Below are 22338 nucleotides of genomic sequence, written 5' to 3'. Positions count from 1 at the left end.
CTCGTGGAGATCTTAGAATGCCATCTGATGCGTCAGTAAATTCTTTTAGAGAATAAAAAATAAAAACCGTACATAAATTTGTACGGTTTTTTATTTATTATTTATATTTGAATTACTTTAATGATATTAATTTTAACAATTATCAATCCTTAACTTATACAAATTTCTAATTCAAGCTCTCTTCTGCAATTAAATATTCACTTAAACGTCCTAAACAATATAAAGGAAGTGGTGCTGAAGATTCATTATTATAAGTTATATTCATCTTTCTCAAATTTTGAGTCATAACTATAATTCTATCCCTTTCCTCTTCTGTAATTGCTCCTTGTATATTTACTTCATACAACGAAGGTCTTCTCAATGGTTTGCATGGAGCATCCATCTTAGTCCACTTCATAGATATACCTGAATCTGTTTCTATTCTGCTTCCAATGATATAATAGGTATTTTTATCACTCTTAAAAATTCCTTTATTCTTATTTATTTTCCCCTTATTATTTTCAATATAATAATCTGGTACTTCATCCGTTGAATTTATCCTAATAATTCTTAATCTCTCCTTACCTGGAATTATTAGTGAATCAAACCTTAAAAATTTGTTGTTAGTTATATAGCTCCATCCATTATTTCTCAAAACACAATCAACAAAACAATATACCATCTTTCCAAGTGACATTTCATCTACAATCACATCTTCTATCCATTGCTCTATTTGAGGCTTTGTAAATTTATCTATTTTAATTTTTGTATTTCTTAGCACTTTCTTGCTTATTAAATAAATATAATCTTTTATCTCTACCCAATTCTTATCAGGATATAGTTTTATATATGTTACTCCATTTTCTATTTTACTAATTCCAATTCTCTTCTCATTATTTGATGTACTTATCATATTTATTCCTAGCAATATATCAGACTCACTAACTCCTTTATCGCTATACAAAAATGCTTCTTGAAAGCTTGCTGCTGAAATTATATCTCTAATTGTGTTTAATACTACATCTATAGTTGCTTTTTCATTAAAACTAATAAATTGTGAAAGTACTTTTTTATTTTTTAAAGCTACTCTTAATACTTTTTTGGGATCTTTATTCTTATATTCTTTATCCTTATCAAATCTTTCAATATCAATAATTGCTAAATTTAATGCCGTAATATCTATAATATTAGATATAAATGATTCCACTTTAATACGTCTATCTTCAAATGTTTCATCATCTTCAATTGCCCTTGTCATACTATCTTCAATAATATTAAATTCTACTTCTAATCCAGTTTCATTTCTATAAAGCATATCATTTAATTTTTCATTTAATCTCAGATAATATCTCATTGATGCTATTATCATTTCAACTAATTCTTTATTAGATGTAACAAGCATCATATTGATTTTTTTTATATTATCATATGAAACATATGTTTCTTTAGATAATCCTTTTTCGCCACTACCTGTAGTTATGAACCTATCTAATCTATATTCACTCAAATTATCTTTATATATTTTTTCTATCTTTGAAAATTTACTCTCCTTTAAACTATTAATAGACTCTCTTAAAAATAATTTATCAAGTTTTTTATTTATTAAACTTATCATTTCATTTCTTTCAGGTAATCCAGCACCAACTTGCGTTATCTTTAACTTTCCTATATCCCTAACCTTATATCCAACTAAATATATCTCTGATTCATCATAAGGCTCCTCAATTTTTCCTAATGCATTTATTATATTTACATTCATCATTTCACAATAAATTCTATCTGCTGTATTATTGTAAATAATCTGATTTTCTTTATGATGCTTTTTTATTGATATCTTATTGAATATAACATTTCCATAATTATAAAATTCATTTTCTTTATATACGTATACTGATATATTCTCTTTAGAAGATATTTTTAAGTTCTCATCTTCTATCTTATTAAAAAATTCCCATCTTTTAATTTTCAAGTAAAAATGTAATGTTAACTTGTCAGAATCTATTACATCTTTCAATGTAATTTCAATAGCATAAGAAAATGGTGTATATAACTTTTTTTCTATTCTAACAGGCATTGTCATAATTGTGGCTTTATTATCATCAATTACCCTATTAAACTTTAAGCTTCTTTGTAATGAATCGAAACAAAATTCTTCCTTAGATAATTTATAAGCGTAGTAGCTTGGTATTATATTAAACTTAGAATTTTTTGATTTTAGTACTTCCTTTAAAGTTATCTTTTGGTCAAAACTCCATTCTTCTCTAAAATCAACATCTACATCTAAGCCTATATTTTCTTGTTCTCGTCTTATCCACTCTTTTACCTTAACCTTTAATAATTTTAAATCAAACTCTTCTAAAGAATAAAACCATATATTATCATCTTTCCATATATCACTTAATGAATTATTAGAATATATTACAGTATCAAAAATTGATGCAGCAACTTTAAACATTGCTTTAGCAGCTACACTTTTATACATTTTTTGATAATTATCTCTTATTTGCTCTATCCTCTTTTTTACTTCTTCTGGCAATTTAAAGACATATAACTCAACATTATCTACTGTATTTTCATCTAATATAAAAGAATATAATTGCAATGCATTCATATTAGTACTCCCCTTCTTCAAAATCATTAATATATATTTTATCATTAATTTCTTTTATCATTTTATCTAATGCTTCATAGAAGTTTCCGTATAAAGCACTTATTACTTTATCTTCCATATATTTTTCCAAAATTTCTCTCCATGCATAAAAAATACTATTTTCTTTGTTTTGTATTTGACTTTTTGATAATGCATTACAAAATGAAATGTCACAAAAAAATACTTCGCAATCATTACCATTTCTCTGCATTCTTCCTATTGCCTGTTTTATTGGCACTATCATAAACCAACTCATTATTTCTCTTTCCACTTCATCTAACTTAGCCCAATAACTAACCTCTAATATCTTTTTATATGCAACATAACAAGACTTTCTTAATTCAGCTAGTCTTATATCATAACTCTTATTGCTTGTAGATAACTTTCCTATTATAGTATTTAAATTATAGTGCAACATCTGCACATAAGAATCAAAGTCACCTGGAGCCATATAAGGTCGAATCATAAAGAACATACTACCAAAATAAGATTCGCCATTTTCATCTAATATATTATAGCCTCTCGATATTATTGCTAAAGGTACCACACAAATATCTGCTCCTTTTGTCAACTCTTTAAAATTCTCTAAACTATCCTTATTAATTATATTCTCTATTTCTGATTCTTCTTTCCCAATTATTTTATAACTTAATCTATTGTAATTAAGCACCTCACCAACAGCAATGCAGTCATCATAACTATTGACTACAACCACTACTTTTCTTATACTTTTTTCTAACTGATATCTTATAGTACCTATTATACTTTTTGTTAAATCTTTAAGATTACTTTCCTTAAAAAACACTCCACTTCCAGATATCTTAATGTATTTTTCATCTTTAAACTTCGGTAAAAAAGTCATTTTAATATTTCCTTCATTTTTACCTTTCAGCAAAATATCTGGTCTTTTCTTTAGATTATAGTGAGCTGAACCTGGTGAAAAGCTTGTACCTGATAAGCAAACTATTGCTGGTCCTTCTAATCCAATATCATTTTTTACTTTTGGCCAATTCTCCAGTAAATAACGTCCAACCCCTTCATATCTTAATACATCAATATTAATTCCATTATTTCTAGTAAACTTATATCCATAAATTGTTCCTATACATGGCTCTTTTACTAAATTTATAATTCTTTTACTAAGCCCCTCTAAACCATTTATTCTATATACTTCATTATTAGCTTCAAACTTCATATACTCATACTCATTTGCTAGATATTTTAATGTATAATCTATTTGTACTAGCAAAATTAAGAAACATACTTTTTCAATAAATAATTCCTCATCAATATTTCTTCCTTTTTTATTAACAGGTAAATTGAAACTCTTCTTCTTCATATAAGTTCTAACTTTTTCTTTGATTACTACTTCAGGATATCCACCTTTTATTAAATCAATAGATTTAACTTTATTAAAAAGTATATTTAATTCATGATCTATTGTTTCCTCTTGAATAGTGTAATCATCAGTAAAAGCAACATAACTTTCTAAAAAGCCTATTAACTTTTCATTTCCTTCAGTTTTTCTTAATATTCCTGCAATATCTTTCATAATTTCTATTGGAGTTACTATTTTACTTCTTATATAAGTATTCAATTTATTAAATTTAGTAAGGATTCTCTCTGCAACAATTAAATTTTCTTCTAAAACTAATGTATTTTTCAATATACTATAAATACGTATACTTTCAACTCCATACCTTTTCTCCTTTATATAAGAGCTAAATTCTTTTAAATCATTTAATATAGAATCATTTCCATGATTTAAAGATGAATTAGGCATAAACTGACTATCTAATATACTTTGAATTCCATCTGCTTCGTCTACAATAACTAAATCTAAGACATCATAAAATATCTCATATATACTTCTTTGATAAATATCAATAAATTTAGGCAAAATTCCCTTAACTAAGCTGTGTGGTGTTGTAACTATAATATCCGCATTAATAAGTTCTCTTTGTCTTAGCATTGCCCCACAATTTTCCCAATATGGACACGTAACAGGCATATCATCTTCTTTAAGATTTCTACATGGATTCCATGTAGTGTTATCATCATCAACTAAAGCTTTTACTATACAGCTTCCAGATAAGTATTTTAAAATATAATTATTCTCAATTTTTTCCTTATCTTCTAGAGAACTATAATAACTTCTAAGATATTTTAGTTCATTGCTAGTTCCTATAATTGGTACTGCATTTATACCTAAACTTCTAAAGTTTTCTACAGTAGAAATAACATTACTAACATTTTCTTCAATAATTCCAATTTTAAGATCATCTTCTTTAACATATTTAAATGCAGTTGCATATTTAAAAGTTGATTTTCCTGCACCCAAAGCTCCTACTACATGAATAAAGTCTTTAATGTATAATTCTGATTTTTTATTTAATATCTCAAGTTTAATTGGAGGTCTATTTTCAAAATTTTTTCCCATTAAATTTAATATATTACCCCAATTTTCATCACTGCGTATTGTTATATACTTTTTTTCCTTATATTTTAGTAATCCCTTATATTTACTATCAGTTTTTTCAATGATATTATTAGTTTTATAAGTTTTCATTTCTTTTTCATTTTGTTTAATTCTTTTACTTTTATAACTAATTTCATTTTCTGGATAAATAAGCTCTTTTCGTTTATCTTTATAATCTTCCTCAATAGATAACTCTATATACTTCTCTCTATCATTTTCATACTTTGCTGTAATACGTTTTATATACCCATTCTCATCTACATCATATATTCTTAATTCCATAGGTATATCCAAATACATATTAGCAATCTTTATCCACTGACCATGCCTACTATATTTCATATTAGTCTTTCTTAATATGTAAATATCACTAAGTACCTTTCTATCCTCATCATTAATCCTTAAATTTTCAAAATACTTCGTAAAAGCACTCCATCCATCAGTAAGCCTTATATGATTATTTAGTTTTTTTATAATATATATCCTTTTTTCAAATTCGAATATATCTCTTCCCTTTAATTCTGATCCATAATTTTTATTTTTGACTAACTCATTAAATCTTCTTTTAAATTTTTGTAAATCCCTATTCATCAATATCTCCTTCAAATATAGATACTAGTTTATTGAAAAGCTTGCACTCTTGATAAACTTCAATTGGTAATCCTTTATTATTTAATAAAGTTTTTAATTCTCGCATATAATTCTTATTATTATCTCGATTATAAATTCTAACTCTATGATCTGGTATTACTAAATATATCTTATCTGCATTTTTAGGATTAATTAGCTTTTCTAAGTTAGACCTTTCCAATAAAATATTTACCAAATTATTAGGATTTCTCACATCTTTTACATCTAAAGCAACCGTAATTTCATAATTAGTTATCATAACATCATACTGATCTACATTAGGGTATAATTTAACTTCATAATTTTTAAAATGTTCTTTCAACTTATTATATAAAATAATTTCTCCTATACTTGGCTTGACAATATATTTATACAGTCCATCATGAAGTTTTTTAATCTTTGTATCAAATACAACTTGAATTGACTCTAATTTTTCTTTCTCTCTATAATAGTCGCATTCATTACAGCAAGTACCTTTAGGAGACTCATTAAAGTTCAAAGGCTTCTTACAAATTGGACATAGTTTATAGTCTCCACTTATATCACTTGCTAATTGATACATAGCTTTTATTTTATTTACTATTTCTGGCCTAAACTCATCTGATAAACGTACTTCTAAATCTCTAGATGATATTAGATAGTTATCACAAATAAATCTTCTTACATTTATATACTCTTGCTCTTTATTTTCACAATCTGACTTCCTAATATAAGTGACAATATCACCCATCATCTTTTGTGCTTTTTCATTTTCTTTTTCATCACTAGTAACTTCAATAATAAATTCATCCAAATCACCATACTTATTCATGATAGGCCTATCAGGAGCTTGCCCTTCAAGATAATTTCTCATATTATTCTTTTTTAAATAAGTAATTAATTCTGGTATATTCCTTGGAATATCTGTAAGTTGACCTCTATTAATCAATTTCTTTGTTAGTAATTGCAAACATCTCCTATATTCATCTAACTTCTTATCATATTCTTGTTCAGAAACAGCTCTAAAAACTGAATAAATTATCGTTAAATCTTCACTTTTCAAGTTTTAGCCTCCTATAAATTCTTTAAGTATTATTGTATATACATTTACTAATATATCAAAAAAATCTGGTAAAAAAAACTACCAGACTTTTCATTTTATAAAAAACTATATTTATAAACAAATTTTAAATATGTATTGAAAATTCTTATCTCCATATTGATTCATCAATATCTAAATTTTCTTCCATATAACTTTTACTAATATCTTTTAGGTTTGATATAACTTCTTCTTTTAGTGATTTAGGACCAATAACTTTTGCACTACTTCCTAAACCCAATATCCAATTGACTAATCCTTTGCTATAAAAAACCTTAAATTCAGCAACATGCTTCCCTGTTTCCAACCTATAAATATTAACTTTATCACCAAGTTCATCTATTAAAAAATTAATCATCCATTTTTCAATTAATAAACTTACTTTAATTTCTTTATCTCCTGTATACATTTTGAAACACTTAGAGCAGTATTCTTCAGGATTAAAATTATCATAATCCTCTATATATTCTTCATAATTAATTTTCTCTTCTAAAACCTCAACTCTAATCATTCTATCAACCCTATAAAAAGCAATTGTATTCTTTCCTTCTATAATAAGCATTAAATAATAGTTATCATTTTTAATATGAAGATGTAATGGTATAGCCTTGTATATTCTTTTTTGTCCATTTTTTCTTTTAGTTATTAGCTTTCTCTTCTCATTTATCTCTACATAATTAAACTGAATCTTACAATTAGTATTAATAGCCTTTGTAATTTTATCTATGTTATAAAAAACTTCTTCATTCTTTGTTTTACTTCTATTCTCAACTAATGCAGAATTATAAATATTCTCTCTAGTTTTCTTATCTATAAAATTACAAAGTTTTTCTTCTAACTCTATAGTTTTCTTATGAGTAATACACTTATTTGCAGATAAACAATCAACTATAAATTTTATCTCATATTCCTCAAGCATAGGTGTATTTATATAGTATCTATTCTTATGACCTAAAATCTTTATTATATCATTTCCAGCTTCTATTGCCCTGTTAATATAGGCTGTAATTGTATGTCTATCTCTTGTTATTCCTAATTTATCTTGTAAAAAACAGTTAATTTCTTTTATTGTTAAAGTATTATCTTCATTTGTATTTTCTCTTAATATATCAATTACAGTATTATATACTAAACTATTTGTAACATTATTATTCATATATTGATTTTATACTCCTTATTATTAAATATATTACCTCTAACTTATTATAACAATCTAATATATACATTCTATAAAATTGCGATAATTTTTTTAAATAAAAAATTAATAATATATTTATTAAGGAACATAAAAAATGACTTTTTTATTTTTATATGTTACTATATTTCTTATGCATTATATTAAAACTAAGGAAGAAGGTAGAAAAATGAATATTACAATATTAACTGGAAGTGCAAGAAAAGGTGGTAACACAGAAATCATGGCTGAAACTTTTAAAAAAGGAGCTATGGAAGCTGGTCATGAAGTTACTATAATTAACACTACACAAAAAAAGGTAGCAGGATGTATTGGATGCAAGTATTGTTTTACTCATCAAGGAGAATGTGTACAAAAAGATGATATGGCTGAAATTTTAGAAGTATTAGATAAAACTGATGTATTAGTATTTGCATCACCTATATATTGGTTTGATATTACAGGACAATTAAAATGTGTAATAGATCGTATGTATGCAAGAGGAATTGTTGGATTTAACTTTAACAAAACTGCACTTTTATTAAATTCTGGTGCAGATGGTGTATTTAATGCAGCTATTTCTCAATATAAGGCTATGACTTCATATCTTAAATGGGAAGATTTAGGTATTATAACTATACCAGGTATGATAGCTAAAGGTAGCATAAAATCTTCACCAAAGCTTAATGATGTATATGAGCTTGGAAAATCTATATAGATATTAAATAAATAATAAATATTTTAGATTTGTTTAATAAAAAATAACCTAGATATAATAGTTTAAATTATCTATTTATATATAGGTTATTTTTTATAGCTTTATTTTGAGCATAACTCTTCACTATTAGTTTTTACTTAATCTTAAGCAAACTCTGAATCAATTGTTACCGCAATTGTATATTTATTAAATTTATCTTTAAGCATCTTTTCTAATTTACCCTTTATTTCCTTTTTATCACAAGAGAAATCTAAGACAGCATCACAAAATATTGTTTTATCTTTTTCATCAATTACTATTCCATGGCATCCAAGACAATGTGGTTCATTTTCCTTAAAATCTTTAAGGATACTCCACACTTCCTTAGAAATTTCCGAATCCCTATCAACTCCATAAATTCCAAATACAAGATAAGCATGTGTCTCTTGATAAATTCTCATCTGCAATCTATGAAGCTCTGGATAAATTTCACCAACAGTTTTTTTATAATCTATTTCAACATTAATACTACCTAAGTTTATATTAGGACCATAATTATTTAATATCAAATCATGAACTCCTATCACATATTTAGAATTCTGAACAATTTCATAAATTCTTTTTTTTATATCTGCATCTATTTTTTCACCAAGGATTTTACTTATAGTATCTCTTAGTATTTCAAATCCAGCCTTTAAAATAAATATAGAAATAAACAGTCCTGCATATGAATCAACAGAAAAGTTTGTAAGCATATATATTATTGCTGAAATAATTGTTACACTTGAAATAATTGCATCATTTTTAGCATCTTTTCCTGATGCTACTAAAGCACCAGAATTAAGTTTTTCTCCTTGCTTTTCATTATAAATAGCAAGAAAAGTTTTTACTGCTACTGTAATAAATAGTGCAATAAGTATCCAAAAATTATAATCTACAGCCTGAGGGTGAAAAATATCCTTTACAGATGATATAATCATTTCAAAACCAGTAACTATAATTATTATTCCAATAATCATACTAGTTAGATATTCAATTCTTCCAAATCCAAATGGATGCTTTTTATCTGGTCTTTTTTGAGCTAACTTTGTTCCGATGATTGTAATTACCGAAGATAATGAATCTGTCAAATTATTAACTGCATCAGATATAATAGCAATAGAACCAGATATTGAACCAATTATAATTTTTATAACTGCTAAAATAAGATTAGTTATAATACCTAGAACAGATACCTGTACAATTTGTTTTTCTCTATTTTTTTTCAAAATAATCTTTCCCTTCTTTTGTTTTAATAAATACTTTTTCATATTATTTAAGACTACTTCATATTCGCTAGCAAACAGTTGAAATAATCCTTATGTAATGTTTTTTGCTAATGCTTATCATTAATCTCTGAAGTTACTATAATTAATACTTCATAAAAAAGCACAGCATAAGCTGTGCTTTTTTATGAACTACATGTATGTTACAGTTTCAGATAATTCCTTACGTTGATTATGTAGAGGATTTATTGGTGCTCCCTCTGCAGCATATCCAATATCAAGCATCATAAGCACTTCTTCATTTTCTGGAAGCCCAAGTTTTTCAGCCACCACTTCTGGATCAAAGAAGTTAATCCAACAAGTTTCAAGACCTTCATTCTTTGCTGCAAGCATAAGGTGAGTTGCTACTATGGTTGCATCCTCTACCCCTGAATCTCTCTTTCCACCTGGATAAGTAAATACGTTTGTCTTATCAAATGCAACTACTATAACTGTTCCTGCACCATAACGACATGGTGTTACTTCATCAATTTTAGCAAGACCTTCTTTTGATTCTACTACATATATATGTTGTTCTTGTAAATTCTTTGCTGTAGGGGCAAGTCTTCCTGCTTCAAGTACTGCATCCATCTTTTCTTTTTCAACTTTACGTCCATCATATTTCTTACATGAAGAACGTTCTGTAATAACTTTTGTAAATTCCACGATATATACCTCCTAATTCTAATTAAATTTATTCTTAATTACATAAAATTTAAACTAAAAATTTAAATTAAATTAAAATCTTACTTAAATATTATAGCATATAATCATTCTTTTAAATTAGCTGAATAGTTTATATAAATCTCATTTATAATTTTAAAAGCTTCACTAAGACTTAATGAAGTATATAAACTTAAAATATATATAAATACAGAAAAAATAAAACTATACATAAATATATATAGTTTTATTTTTAATACAAAAGTCTTATTAAATTATATTTAATATCATAAAAGCCTTATCATATTAATACAGTTAAAATGGGAAAAATTATTACTTTTTATTATAAATTACTTTGTCAAATAATCAGCAACAACATAACCAACTACATTATGATCAACATCTTTTACCTTCCAAAACTTATTATTAGTTTTTTCAAGAAGCATTACATTGTCACCATTATAAACTTTTCCTATTAAATATCTATCATCTATTTCAGGAATAGATCTTATTGGAAGATATTCTTTAACTCCTGAAACATAGTAATAAGAGCTATTTATTGAGCCACGTTGCAAACCATAACCTCTTTTAGTAATATATGATGCACTTACATATCCAGTATATCCAGAATATAATCCTTCATTAACACGTACATAAACCATATTATTAGTTGAATTTCTTAATATAACTAACTCTGTGCATGGAGCAAGTTTAGCTATACATGATGAACTTGTACTTGAAGCACTTCTTAATGATAAAAAACTATAAACATCAGAAAGATATATATCACCAATACCAAAACTTGTAACTTGTGGAGATGATGGTGTTACTACATGATTTATTACTGTTTTTGGACTACTATCAGGATTTATAACTTCTTGATGAGTATTATTAGTTATATTTACAGTAGTAGATGGTTTATCTTCTTCATCCTCAGTTTTATCTTTGACTTTTTCATTATTATTATCAGTTTGCGCAATGGAATTAGTATTATTAGATGAATTATTAGAGTTTTTATATACAAGTATTCCTCCAAATATAAGAACACCAACTAATAATACACAAATAATAGTTTCAATTACAAGACTAATACTTGATTTATTATTGTCTCCCATATTATTTACCCTCCTATTTTTTATTCTCTATTAATAAAATAATAGCCATAAGCAGCCCATATATCTAAATTTTTCTTAAATATATCATCAAATTCAGATATTTCTAATGGGCATGTACCACTTCCACTTTCAATAGTAATGCTTGGAATCGCATTGCCTTTTTGTGAAGATGCCCAATCTTTATATCCTCCAGAAACTACATTGCTATAATTAGTATCACTAAGTGCTTTTTGATAATTAGTTACTTCTATAGCAACATCAGCTAAATTACTGCATTCACTTCTATTAGCACTATCTTTATAATCCCAATATATTAAATCTCCAGAAGAATGGTAACTTATAGTTGCGGTAAAATTATATTTCTTAGTAAGTTTAACTAATGCTTGTGCCTCTAGTTCTGATTCATATATATCCCCTTTATAATTTTTAAAAGAAGGATGTAGTGATTGATGTATAGAACCCCAAGATGCATCAAAATTTCTATTTAAGTCTACTCCCCTTGCATTAGACTTCCATTTCCTTAAATAATCTTTGTAGCAATCATTAGTGTAATTATCTTGTAAATCTTTCTTATAGCATTCTTCAATACATTTTCTTAAGTTTAGATCATTTATTTTATCTATTCCAAACTGACTTATAGTAACTCCATCAGGATTTGCCATAGGCACTATATGAAAAGCTGTTTTTTCAAATAAGGTTTTATATGATATACCCTTATAACTGCCAGTATCATAAGATTTTAGATAATATTCAAGCTGCTTCATGATAATAAGACAATTTAAATATTCACTTCCATGAATTCCTGCATGAATTAAAACATGATTTTTAGCATTTTCATTTCCTATAATCACTTCATATATATTTCTTTTATCATAAGTTTTACCAATTATATAGATATTTATCTTTCCTTTATACCTATAATTTAACAAACTTAAATCCTCTACCATTTCATCATATGAATACTCAGCTTTTGAAATATCAACTATATCCTTATTTTGAATATTTTCTTCAATTTTCTCTTGATTAATCCTTTCATGCTTATAACTTTTATCTTCTAAATTAGAAACTGAAACATTCTCATTTCTATATTTCAATAGCATCATCACCTCTAAACATAAAGCTAAAACAATTGTAAAAATAATAACCGCATATTTTTTCATATTTATTTACTTTTCTTATTACTTACAATACTTATATTATTCACTAATATTGTTTTTGTTTCTTTTAATGACATTAATCTTTAAAAATGATTTAAAAATGACTTTATTATATAAATTAAATTTGCACACAAAAAGAACCTACAAACAGATTCTTAAAAATCTATTATATAGGTTCTTTTTAAAATTAATTATTAACTTTTATCTGCAAGTTGCTTTAGCTAAAATAGTTTGCATTTCGTATATATTAACGCCTTTAGTAAATTGCTTTTCTATAGGATCTGCTGTACCTGAAATCCATATTTTAAGCTCCGAATCTAAATCAAAATGTCCTGTTGATTCTATTGAAAAATGAGTTATGCTTCTATAAGGTATAGTATGGTATTCTACCTTTTTCCCAGTAGCACCTTGAATATCTATCATTATAATTCTTTTATCTGTAAATATAATCGTATCTCTTATAAGCTTGTATGCTTTTTGAATATTTTCTCCATCATAAAGTAGATTTCCAAATCCTTTAATAATAGATTCTTTTGAAACTTCTCCGGCATTGCCTAGGATTCCACCCAATAAACCCATAATTACATCTCCTTTTATTTAGAAATATAATATAATTATATCACAATATTTTATTGTCTTTCTCTAACTTCTTGCACTTTTTCTTTAACTAATTTTATTAATTCTTCTTTATCAGCTTCATTATTTACAACATCTAATCTATCCATATCTATTATTAATACATCTGAAGCTTTGTAATGATTTTGTACCCAATCATCATAATCTTTCCATAAGAATTCATAATAATCTTTTAAGCTTTCATCTATTTCAAATTCTCTTCCTCTAAGCTTTATTCTATTTAAAACTGTTTCAAATGAACCTTTTAAATAAACCATTATATCTGGAGCTTTCTTTGGAAGTTCTTCAAGTTCTTGCATCATATTGTCTAATAAATTTTCATATATAGACATTTCAAGTTCTGATATTCTACCAAGTTCCATATTCTTTTTAGCAAAATACCAATCTTCATAAATTGATCTATCTAATACATTATTATCATGTACTAATGCATCTTTTATACTCTTAAATCTTGTATTTAAAAAATATAATTGTAGTAAAAAAGGATATCTTTTTTTATTTATCTCTTCCTCTGTTTCACTATAAAATAAAGGTAATATAGGGTTATCATCTACACTCTCATAAAAAACGTCTGAATTAAAATGTTCACCAAGTATCTTTGCAACTGAACTCTTTCCAAGACCTATCATTCCACCTACAACTATCACCATGTCTCACCTGTCCTTTTAAATTTTTCTATTAATATTTCTCTTAACAAAAAATTGTCTATGTATAAGCATACAAATTTTATGTTTTTTAGTCAATAGTCATTTATTTTTTTCTATAATCTCTTTATTTTTCTATATTTCTACTTTTTGTTCAAATATTATTCACATGTAATAGATTACTTTACTAAATATTTTAATCTGCCTTTACAATCACCTATTCTTTAAGCTATACTTATTAAGTTGATAATTTAAATTAGAATGTACGGTACAAATAATTATATATATGAAGGGAAATTTGAATGAATAATATAAAATTTGAAGATTTAAACTTAAGAGAAAGTATCTTAAAAGCTATAAAAGATTTAGGATATGAATCACCATCACCAATACAAGCACAAAGTATTCCACTAGCTGCAGAAGGTTATGACTTAATCGGGCAAGCACAAACAGGAACTGGAAAAACTGCTGCATTTAGTTGTTCAATACTTAATACTTTTGAAAAATCAAATAATGTTGGTGCATTAATACTTACTCCTACAAGAGAACTTGCAATTCAAATTTATGAAGAGCTTAAAAAGCTTACTAAATATGAAAAGCTACAAGTATTACCTGTATACGGTGGAGATTCTATAGCTAGACAAATAAAAGCTTTAAACCAACATGTTGATATAGTTGTTGGAACACCAGGTAGAGTTCTTGACTTAATCAGAAGAAAAAAACTTAACCTAAGCAAAGCTAAATATTTAGTATTAGATGAAGCTGATGAAATGCTAAACATGGGATTTATAGATGATATAGAAAGTGTTATAAATGAATTACCAGAAGATCGTCAAACACTTCTATTCTCTGCTACAATGCCACCTCAAATTAAGAGATTAGCTAACAAATACATGAAAAAAGATTCTAAGCATATCGAAATTAAAAAGGTTGCTATGACAGTATCTAAGATTAAACAAAAATTCTTTGAAGTTAATCATAAAAATAAATTTGAAGCATTATGTAGAGTTTTAGATTATGACAATCCTGAAATAGCTATAGTATTCTGTAAGACTAAAAAGGGCGTAGATGAATTAGTTCAAGAAATGCAAAGCAAAAATTATGTTGTTGAAGGTATGCACGGAGACATGTCTCAAATGCATAGAATGAAAACTTTAAAGAGATTTAAAGAAGGTTCATTAAACTTCTTAGTTGCAACTGATGTAGCTGCAAGAGGAATTGACGTTGAAGGTGTTACACATGTTATAAACTATGACTTAACTCAAGATGTTGAAAGTTATGTTCACAGAATAGGAAGAACAGGAAGAGCTAACAGAGAAGGAACTGCTTACTCATTCGTTACTCCAAGAGAAAACGGAATGATGAGAGAAATTAAAAAGGTTACTAAGGGTAATATCGAAAGAGGCACTATACCTACAGTAGATGAAATCCTTGAAAAGAAACTTCAAAATAAATACTCAAACATAGAAGAAGTTCTTCAAAATAAAGCTTACAAAAAATACTTACCACTTGCTGAAAGCATAGCTGAAAACTTTGATCCAGTTAACGCTATAGCTGCATTACTTAAAATGCAATTTGATAATGAAATGTCATTTGACTATAAAGAAAATGTTCTAACTCCTCCAAAATCAGAAGATGTTAGATTATTCTTCTCAATAGGTAAGAGAGATAAATTATCACCTAAAACTCTAGTAAAATTCATAGCTGATAGAGCTAGAGTAAATGGATCAAAAATAAACAAAATTGATATACTTGAAAACTTCTCATTTGTTTCAGTAGAACCTGGAGCACAAAAGAAAATCATTGAAAAATGTTCAGGCGTTAAGCTAAATGGTAGAAGAGTTAACGTTGAAGTAGCTACAAAGAGAAGATAGTTTTTATTTAAAGAGTAAGGATTTTTATCTTTACTCTTTTTTATTTATAAAAAAAGAAAGAGCAGTTAAAATTTATACTAACTACTCTTTTTTCATATATACTTTTGCATATATATTCCTTTCTTATTTTGCGCACAATTCTTCTGATAGTCTTTTTAATTCTTTCAAATTAAGCTTTGCAAGATTTTCTCTGTTGTATTTATTACAAGATGCTTGTTTAATTTTTAATATAAGATTTTCTCTATAATTCATAAACTTCTCCCCCCCTAATATATTGTTTATAAATCAGTAGTATACTCTTATTAGTATATATTTGTCAATAAAAAAAAGTACCAAAAATTTGGTACTTTTTTTATCCTAGATACGATACTGCGCTAAGTGCTGCAACATTTCCTTCTCCAGCAGACTTTATATATTGGTATGGCTTACCAACACAATCTCCTGCTGCAAAACACCCTTTAATATTTGTTCTCATTAATCTATCTACTTTTATGTGTCCATCTTCAATTTCAAGTCCTGGTACTAATTGAGTAGGTGGAACGGCATTTTTTAATAAAAATACTCCATCAGTATCTAGCTCTTTTCCGTCATCAAACAATACTTTAGAAACTTTAGAATCTCCAACTATTTCAATTGGTTTTCCATCTATAACTTTTATATTATCATTTAATTTATAATCGCCTTTATACATTGGAACGAAAAATACTTCGCTAGCTAATTCACTAACAAAATTTGCTTCTTCTTCTCCCTCTTCATGATAACTTATTATAGTTACTTTCTTTCCTTTATAAAGTGGTGCATCACATGTTGCGCAATACCCTACACCTCTCCCTATGAAAGCTTCTTCTCCTTTTAATGGTCTTGTATATTCTGTACCAGTTGCTAATATAACTGATCTAGCTTCATACATTTTTTGATTAACCATTAAAGTAAAATAATCACCCATTGAATATATATTATTTATTCTTTCATTTACAATTTCTATTCCCATTTTATCTAAATGTTCTTTAAAACTATTTAGAAGATCTTTTCCTGACCCTAAAGTGAAACCTAAATAATTATTAACTTTAGGAGCTTTTTCTATCTTACTACTAAGATTACTATCTCCAAATATTATAAAAGACTTGTTTCTAATTTTTGCATTTAATGCTGCAGATAGTCCAGCTGGACCACTACCAACTATAGCTATATCATATCTTTCCATAAAAAACCTCTTATATATGTTTTTCTATTAGTGCTTTTATTTGATCCTTTGGTAAGAATCCTACAACAGTATCAACATCTTGACCATCTTTAAATACTTTTAATGTTGGTATACTTTGTATTTGATATTTATTAGATACTTCTGGATTTTCGTCAACATCTAATTTAACAAATTTAATATTTGTCATTTCTTTTTCTAATTCTTCTATTATAGGTGCTATCATTTTACAAGGTCCACACCAAGTTGCAAAAAAGTCAACTACTACTATTCCTTTTTGATCTAAAACTTCTGATTTAAAATTATTATCTGCAATATGTTTTGTCATATTATTACCTCCACTATATACCCCCAAGGGGTATAACTTTTTTCTTAAATCATAACTCTTTTTAAAATATTAGTCAATACTATTTTTAGTCACAACTTTTTTAAATATTCGTTAAAATAAAAATAAGATAAAGCAATAGAATTTTCTATTAACTTTATCTTATTTAATATTAACTTAATTTTTTAGATGAATTATATAACTCTTTATATATACCATCTCTTTCTATAAGTTCTTTATGAGTTCCCCTCTCTTCAATGCCTTTATCAGTTAAAACTACTATTTCATCTGCATTTTTTATAGTTGAAAGTCTATGAGCTACAATTAAAGTAGTTCTTCCATCACAAAGTTTTTCTAATGATTTTTGTATCATATATTCAGTTGTATTATCAAGTGCTGATGTTGCTTCATCTAATATAAGGATTGGTGGATTCTTTAAGAATACTCTTGCTATAGATATTCTTTGTTTTTGCCCACCTGAAAGTTTAACTCCTCTTTCTCCAATATATGTATCATATCCATCTTTTTGTTGCATTATAAAGTCATGAATATTTGCAAGTTTACAAGCTTCTATAACTTCTTCATCTGTTGCATTCATATTTCCATATAGGATATTTTCTTTTATTGTTCCAGTAAATAAAAATACTTCTTGTTGAACTATACCTATATTTTTTCTTAAAGAATCAAGCTTAACATCATAAATACTATTTCCATCAATTAAAATGTCTCCACTTTCAACATCATAGAATCTAGGAATTAAATTACAAAATGTAGTTTTTCCTCCTCCAGATGGTCCAACTAAAGCTACTGTTTTACCAGCTTCTATATTTAAAGATATACCTTCAAGAATTTTTTTATTTTCGTAACTAAAATGAATATCATTAAATTCAATATTTCCATTTATATTAGATAAATCTTTAGCATCTTTTTTGTCTTTTTCAGCTTCAACATTAAGTGTATCCATAAATCTTTTAAATCCAGTCATACCACTTTGATATTGTTCCATAAAGTTAATAAGTCTTCTTATAGGATCAGTAAATAACTTTATGTATAAAACATAGGCCATAAAATCACCAATATTTATTTTTCCGTATAAAGTAAATATACCTCCAGCTATAAGTACAACATAATTTAATAAATTTAAGTAAAACTCAGCACCTGAAAAATATTGTGCCATTACTTTGTAAGATGCTTCTGAAGCTTTTTTAAATTTAGAATTTCCTTCTTCAAACTTATTAACTTCATAATCTCTGCTTACAAAAGCTTTAGAAACTTTTATTCCTGATATACTGTTTTCTAAAGTAGAATTTACAAATCCTGTTTCAACTCTTGTATTTAAAAATGCTTTAGCCATTTTTCTTCTTTGTCTAAGAGTGAAAATAACTATTATAGGAATAAATGCAAATATTATAAGTGTAAGTGCTATATTAATGCGTATAAGTATAAAGAATGATCCAAATAACATTACAAGTGAAATAAATAAATCTTCTGGGCCATGATGAGCAAGTTCTGAAATTTCAATTAAGTCATTAACTATTTTAGACATTATGTCCCCAGTTTTATTATTATCAAAATATGTATTTGGAAGCTTTTGAAGATGTGTAAATACATCTCTTCTCATATCTCCCTGCATCCTAACTCCTACTACATGTCCCCAATATTGCATGAAGTATGTACAAAGAGCTTTAATTAAGAAGATAATAATTAATACTATCGCAAAAACAATTATCATCCTTAAATTTTTATTTGGTATAGATATATTTATAAGCTCTTTTGTCATATATGGATATATTAAATCACATATTGCAGCTATAAGTGCCGTTAACATATCTAGTAAAAATAATTTTTTATATGGCTTGTAATAACTAATAAACTTTTTTACCATATTTCCTCCTCAGTAATTAATAATTTTATTAAATTTAGTTAAATATAATTTAATATTCTTCATTGTATATTAATTTCTTTTAAAATACAAATTTATCTCTATAAATTTACCATGTATTTATTTTTATAAATATGATTACCCTATATTTAGTAAATGTTTTTTATTAAATCATATTTTGTAAAGAGGTGAAAATTATGTACGATAAATCTATAGATGATGTTTTAAAAGAACTTTCTACAGATAAAAATAATGGTCTATCAAATGAAGAGGCTAAAATAAGACTAGAAAAAAATGGACCAAATAAACTATCATCTAAAAAACCTAAAACTCTTCTTAATATTTTCTTTGCACAAATAAATGATGCAATGATTTACATATTAATTGTTGCTGCAATTATATCTGCAATAATGGAAGAATATAGTGATGCTATTGTAATAATTATAGTTATTTTAATAAATGCAATTATTGGTGTAGCTCAAGAATCTAGAGCTGAAAAGGCTCTTTCTGCTTTAAAAGAACTATCTACCCCTAAAGCATTAGTAAAAAGAAATGGAGAAATAATTGAAATTCCATCAGAAGAAGTTGTATTAGGTGATATTGTAGTTATAGATGCTGGAAGATATATTCCTTGCGACTTACGTTTAATTCAAACTGCTAATTTAAAAATCGAAGAATCTGCATTTACTGGTGAATCATTACCTAGCGATAAAAATGCTGATAAAGTATTTGATTCTAATGATGTTCCAGTTGGTGATAGAGAAAATATGGCATACATGTCTACTCTAGCAACTTATGGACGTGGAATGGGTGTTTGTGTTGCAACAGCTATGGATACTGAAATAGGTAAAATAGCCAAGATGATTGAAAATGAAGAAGCTGATTTAACTCCACTTCAAAAAAAGCTTTCTTCTCTTGGTAAAATATTAGGAATAGCATCAATAATCATATGCGTTCTTATCTTTGTTATTGGATTATTACAAGGAAGAGATACTTTTGAAATGGCTCTTACTGCAATTAGTTTAGCAGTTGCTGCAATTCCTGAAGGGCTTCCTGCTATAGTTGCTATAGTTCTTGCACTTGGTGTACAAAGAATGATAAAACAAAATGCTATAGTTAAGAAACTACCTGCTGTTGAAACCTTAGGATCTGTAAATGTTATATGTTCAGATAAAACTGGTACTTTAACATTAAATAAGATGACTGTTAGAAAAATCTATGATAATAATTCCATCTCATCTGTAAATGATATAAGTGAGCTTAGTGAAAATTCCAAATTATTACTTGAAACAATGATACTTTGTAATGATGCTACTTTATCAGAAAAAGGAAATACTGGTGATCCAACTGAAATAGCTCTTTTAGATGTTGGAATTAGGTTTAATTATTATAAAACTGAATTAAATAATAAATATGCTAGAATTGATGAAATACCTTTTGATTCAGATAGAAAATTAATGAGTACAGTAAATAAATATGATGATCATTATAGAGTTCATACTAAAGGTGCTATTGATTCTTTATTTAAAGTATGTAATAAAATCCTTATAAATGGTGAAATTAAGGATTTAACTGATTCTATAAAAGAAGAACTTTTAGCTAAATCAAATGAAATGTCAAATGAAGCATTAAGAGTTTTAGGTGGTGCATATAAAGACTTAGAATCTAAAAGCACGCCACTATCTGATATTGAAAAAGATCTAATATTTATCGGATTAATGGGAATGATTGATCCTCCTAGAGAAGAAGTTAAAGGTTCTATAGAACTTTGTGATAAAGCTGGAATAAAAACAATAATGATAACTGGAGACCACAAAAATACTGCATATGCTATTGGTAGCGAGCTTGGAATTTGTAATGATTTCAGTCAATGTATAGAAGGCAGTGAATTAGATAAATTATCAGATGAAGAACTAAATAAAAATATAAATAAATATAGAATTTTTGCTCGTGTATCTCCAGAACATAAAGTAAAAATAGTTAAAGCATTTAAATTACATGATAATATAGTTTCTATGACAGGTGATGGTGTAAATGATGCCCCATCTCTTAAAAGTGCTGATATTGGAGTTGCTATGGGTATAACAGGTACTGATGTTGCAAAAGGTGCTGCTGATATGATTCTTACAGATGATAATTTCACAACTATTGTTGGTGCAGTTGAAGAAGGTAGAAATATATATTCAAACATAAAAAAATCCATAACATTTTTACTTTCAGGTAACTTTGGTGAAATAATATCACTATTTGTAGCTATTATTTTAAATTGGGCTGCCCCACTTCAACCTATTCATATTTTATGGGTAAATCTTATAACTGATAGTTTTCCAGCTCTTGCTTTAGGAGTAGACCCTGGAGATAAAGCTGTTATGGACGAAGCTCCAAGAAGTTCAAAAGAAAGTTTATTTACAAAAGATACGATATTTACTTTAATTTTAAATGGATTAACTGTTGGAATCTCAACGTTAGTAGCTTTTAAAACTGGACTTAACCTTTATTCTGATTCTATTACTCATGCTCAAACTATGGCATTTATAGTTCTTAGTATTTCACAATTATTTTTATCATTTTCACTTAGAAATAATAAGAAATCTATATTTAGATCAGATATATTTAGAAATAAAGCTTTAGTCATTTCACTTATCGTAGGAATAGCACTACAATTATTAATAGTATTTGTTCCTTTTTTATCATCAGTATTTAAAACTTATCCTTTATCAATTGGCGATTTTGAATTTATATTTTTAATTTCATTAGTTCCACTTGTAATTAATGAAATCAGTAAATTAATCTTAAATATGTTTAGAAAATAAAAAAATAACCTATATCAAGCTTTTGATATAGGTTATT

The 22338-nt window shown here is 26.6% G+C and carries 17 protein-coding genes; 3 read left to right on the top strand and 14 right to left on the bottom strand.

Annotated features, from left to right (window positions below):
- Positions 1-166 precede the first annotated feature (166 nt).
- From SPJ33_RS05980 to SPJ33_RS05965, 4 genes are all read right to left on the bottom strand, one after another.
- A complete protein-coding gene (locus tag SPJ33_RS05980; RefSeq protein ID WP_321117061.1) occupies positions 167-2590 on the bottom strand; it encodes a pPIWI_RE module domain-containing protein in 2424 nt (807 codons plus the stop codon).
- A 1-nt stretch (position 2591) separates the two neighbouring features.
- Positions 2592-5699, bottom strand: a complete 3108-nt coding sequence (locus SPJ33_RS05975; protein ID WP_321117060.1) for a hypothetical protein — start codon at positions 5697-5699, stop codon at positions 2592-2594.
- A complete protein-coding gene (locus tag SPJ33_RS05970; RefSeq protein WP_321117059.1) occupies positions 5692-6780 on the bottom strand; it encodes a hypothetical protein in 1089 nt (362 codons plus the stop codon). The genes SPJ33_RS05975 and SPJ33_RS05970 overlap by 8 nt, the downstream gene beginning before the upstream one ends.
- 145 nt (positions 6781-6925) lie before the next feature.
- Complete coding sequence (locus SPJ33_RS05965; RefSeq protein ID WP_321117058.1) at positions 6926-7972, bottom strand: WYL domain-containing protein; 1047 nt, start codon at positions 7970-7972, stop codon at positions 6926-6928.
- A 208-nt stretch (positions 7973-8180) separates the two neighbouring features.
- Here SPJ33_RS05965 and SPJ33_RS05960 point away from each other — a divergent pair, with 208 nt between their 5' ends.
- Positions 8181-8708: a flavodoxin family protein gene (locus SPJ33_RS05960; RefSeq protein WP_321117057.1), complete on the top strand. Its 528-nt coding sequence runs from the start codon at positions 8181-8183 to the stop codon at positions 8706-8708.
- Between the two features lie 143 nt (positions 8709-8851).
- Here the strand turns inward: SPJ33_RS05960 and SPJ33_RS05955 are convergent, their stop codons facing one another.
- The 6 genes from SPJ33_RS05955 to SPJ33_RS05930 all read right to left on the bottom strand — a co-directional run bounded on the left by SPJ33_RS05955 (position 8852) and on the right by SPJ33_RS05930 (position 14212).
- Positions 8852-9955, bottom strand: coding sequence for a cation diffusion facilitator family transporter (locus SPJ33_RS05955; protein ID WP_321117056.1), 1104 nt, complete (start codon positions 9953-9955; stop codon positions 8852-8854).
- Positions 9956-10144: 189 nt separating this feature from the next.
- Entirely contained in the window at positions 10145-10657 is a 513-nt protein-coding gene (locus tag SPJ33_RS05950; protein ID WP_321117055.1) for a nitroreductase family protein, read from the bottom strand.
- Between the two features lie 347 nt (positions 10658-11004).
- Positions 11005-11769 (bottom strand): SH3 domain-containing protein, encoded by a 765-nt coding sequence (locus SPJ33_RS05945; protein WP_321117054.1) that lies wholly within the window; start codon positions 11767-11769, stop codon positions 11005-11007.
- Positions 11770-11789: 20 nt separating this feature from the next.
- Complete coding sequence (locus SPJ33_RS05940) at positions 11790-12869, bottom strand: M14 family zinc carboxypeptidase (RefSeq protein WP_414627214.1); 1080 nt, start codon at positions 12867-12869, stop codon at positions 11790-11792.
- Positions 12870-13127: 258 nt separating this feature from the next.
- On the bottom strand, positions 13128-13505 hold the full coding sequence (locus tag SPJ33_RS05935) for a PH domain-containing protein (protein WP_321117052.1): 378 nt from the start codon (positions 13503-13505) through the stop codon (positions 13128-13130).
- 50 nt (positions 13506-13555) lie between these two features.
- Positions 13556-14212 carry a deoxynucleoside kinase gene (locus tag SPJ33_RS05930; protein ID WP_321117051.1) on the bottom strand — a complete coding sequence of 219 codons (657 nt, stop codon included), beginning with the start codon at positions 14210-14212 and terminating at the stop codon, positions 13556-13558.
- 296 nt (positions 14213-14508) lie between these two features.
- Here SPJ33_RS05930 and SPJ33_RS05925 point away from each other — a divergent pair, with 296 nt between their 5' ends.
- Entirely contained in the window at positions 14509-16080 is a 1572-nt protein-coding gene (locus tag SPJ33_RS05925; protein WP_321117050.1) for a DEAD/DEAH box helicase, read from the top strand.
- A gap of 123 nt (positions 16081-16203) precedes the next feature.
- On the opposite strand, the gene SPJ33_RS05920 is transcribed toward SPJ33_RS05925, so the two are convergent.
- The 4 genes from SPJ33_RS05920 to SPJ33_RS05905 form a co-directional block, all read right to left on the bottom strand.
- On the bottom strand, positions 16204-16332 hold the full coding sequence (locus SPJ33_RS05920) for a hypothetical protein (protein WP_321117049.1): 129 nt from the start codon (positions 16330-16332) through the stop codon (positions 16204-16206).
- A gap of 100 nt (positions 16333-16432) precedes the next feature.
- On the bottom strand, positions 16433-17284 hold the full coding sequence (locus SPJ33_RS05915; protein ID WP_321117048.1) for an NAD(P)/FAD-dependent oxidoreductase: 852 nt from the start codon (positions 17282-17284) through the stop codon (positions 16433-16435).
- A 10-nt stretch (positions 17285-17294) separates the two neighbouring features.
- Positions 17295-17609 (bottom strand): thioredoxin, encoded by a 315-nt coding sequence (trxA, locus tag SPJ33_RS05910; protein ID WP_321117047.1) that lies wholly within the window; start codon positions 17607-17609, stop codon positions 17295-17297.
- Between the two features lie 169 nt (positions 17610-17778).
- Positions 17779-19491 carry an ABC transporter ATP-binding protein gene (locus SPJ33_RS05905; RefSeq protein ID WP_321117046.1) on the bottom strand — a complete coding sequence of 571 codons (1713 nt, stop codon included), beginning with the start codon at positions 19489-19491 and terminating at the stop codon, positions 17779-17781.
- Between the two features lie 191 nt (positions 19492-19682).
- Here SPJ33_RS05905 and SPJ33_RS05900 point away from each other — a divergent pair, with 191 nt between their 5' ends.
- Positions 19683-22301, top strand: a complete 2619-nt coding sequence (locus tag SPJ33_RS05900) for a calcium-translocating P-type ATPase, PMCA-type (RefSeq protein WP_321117064.1) — start codon at positions 19683-19685, stop codon at positions 22299-22301.
- Positions 22302-22338 lie beyond the last annotated feature (37 nt).

The sequence above is a fragment of the Clostridium sp. genome (assembly GCF_034179595.1).
Taxonomy (GTDB): Bacteria; Bacillota; Clostridia; order Clostridiales; family Clostridiaceae; genus Clostridium.
The sequence above is the reverse complement of the archived record's forward strand: the minus strand, read 5'-3'. Positions and strand labels throughout refer to the sequence as shown.

Excerpts from the sequence above, each read along its gene's own strand:
- SPJ33_RS05905 (WP_321117046.1), bottom strand. The coding sequence starts at position 19,491 with ATGGTAAAAAAGTTTATTAGTTATTACAAGCCATATAAAAAATTATTT.
- SPJ33_RS05940 (WP_414627214.1), bottom strand. The coding sequence starts at position 12,869 with ATGCTATTGAAATATAGAAATGAGAATGTTTCAGTTTCTAATTTAGAA.
- SPJ33_RS05975 (WP_321117060.1), bottom strand. The coding sequence starts at position 5,699 with ATGAATAGGGATTTACAAAAATTTAAAAGAAGATTTAATGAGTTAGTC.
- SPJ33_RS05965 (WP_321117058.1), bottom strand. The coding sequence starts at position 7,972 with ATGAATAATAATGTTACAAATAGTTTAGTATATAATACTGTAATTGAT.
- SPJ33_RS05945 (WP_321117054.1), bottom strand. The coding sequence starts at position 11,769 with ATGGGAGACAATAATAAATCAAGTATTAGTCTTGTAATTGAAACTATT.
- SPJ33_RS05935 (WP_321117052.1), bottom strand. The coding sequence starts at position 13,505 with ATGGGTTTATTGGGTGGAATCCTAGGCAATGCCGGAGAAGTTTCAAAA.
- SPJ33_RS05960 (WP_321117057.1), top strand. The coding sequence starts at position 8,181 with ATGAATATTACAATATTAACTGGAAGTGCAAGAAAAGGTGGTAACACA.
- SPJ33_RS05925 (WP_321117050.1), top strand. The coding sequence starts at position 14,509 with ATGAATAATATAAAATTTGAAGATTTAAACTTAAGAGAAAGTATCTTA.
- SPJ33_RS05980 (WP_321117061.1), bottom strand. The coding sequence starts at position 2,590 with ATGAATGCATTGCAATTATATTCTTTTATATTAGATGAAAATACAGTA.
- SPJ33_RS05930 (WP_321117051.1), bottom strand. The coding sequence starts at position 14,212 with ATGGTGATAGTTGTAGGTGGAATGATAGGTCTTGGAAAGAGTTCAGTT.
- SPJ33_RS05915 (WP_321117048.1), bottom strand. The coding sequence starts at position 17,284 with ATGGAAAGATATGATATAGCTATAGTTGGTAGTGGTCCAGCTGGACTA.
- trxA (WP_321117047.1), bottom strand. The coding sequence starts at position 17,609 with ATGACAAAACATATTGCAGATAATAATTTTAAATCAGAAGTTTTAGAT.
- SPJ33_RS05920 (WP_321117049.1), bottom strand. The coding sequence starts at position 16,332 with ATGAATTATAGAGAAAATCTTATATTAAAAATTAAACAAGCATCTTGT.